The organism is Bacillus sanguinis (genome assembly GCF_018332475.1).
Taxonomy (GTDB): domain Bacteria; phylum Bacillota; class Bacilli; order Bacillales; family Bacillaceae_G; genus Bacillus_A; species Bacillus_A sanguinis.
In genome coordinates this window covers 1-586 of record NZ_BOQB01000388.1, presented here as the reverse complement: position 1 = coordinate 586, position 586 = coordinate 1, and the positions used below count along the sequence as shown (strand labels likewise).

1 protein-coding gene is annotated in these 586 nt (G+C 40.1%); it reads right to left on the bottom strand.

The annotated features are described in order from the left end of the window. Window positions 1–586 (bottom strand): collagen-like protein (locus KI369_RS26585; protein ID WP_212958500.1); only part of this gene is annotated, 586 nt, incomplete at both ends.

Below are 586 nucleotides of genomic sequence, written 5' to 3'. Positions count from 1 at the left end.
CCTTGAGCACCTTGAGGTCCTTGAGCACCAGTAGCACCTTGAGCGCCAGCCGGTCCTTGAGCACCAGTAGCACCTTGAGCGCCAGCTGGTCCTTGAGGCCCCGTAGCACCTTGAGGTCCAGTAGCACCTGTTGCGCCTCCTCCAAGGCATCCTGATCCGTATTGAACTAGGATAGTTTGGATTTCTATTATGAGTTTAACTAGTTTGTCGATTGTACAACAATCTACTTTGAATAACTTAGCGATATACAATAAATAATTGAGCAGGCTTTGTAGCTCAACGTACAATGCTCCGCATGAGAAAGGTGTTGTTCTTAAAATAGTTAATAGATTAGCAATAATAGAATTTCCAATTTGTTTTTGTGCTGGAGATAAATCTAAGCAATTGAGGAATTTTTGTAAGTTATTTAGGGCCGCGATTAAGTTATCGATATTATTTTGAGAAGGGTTTTGAAAGACAGCTTGAATAGCTTGGCCAAGAGCTTGAAGAAGTCTAACGAATTCTGTAAGTTCGGACTTAGAAATGTTAATATGACTACAAGCTCTTACTTCGCAACAATCATTACCATAAAATACTTTTCCTTTAT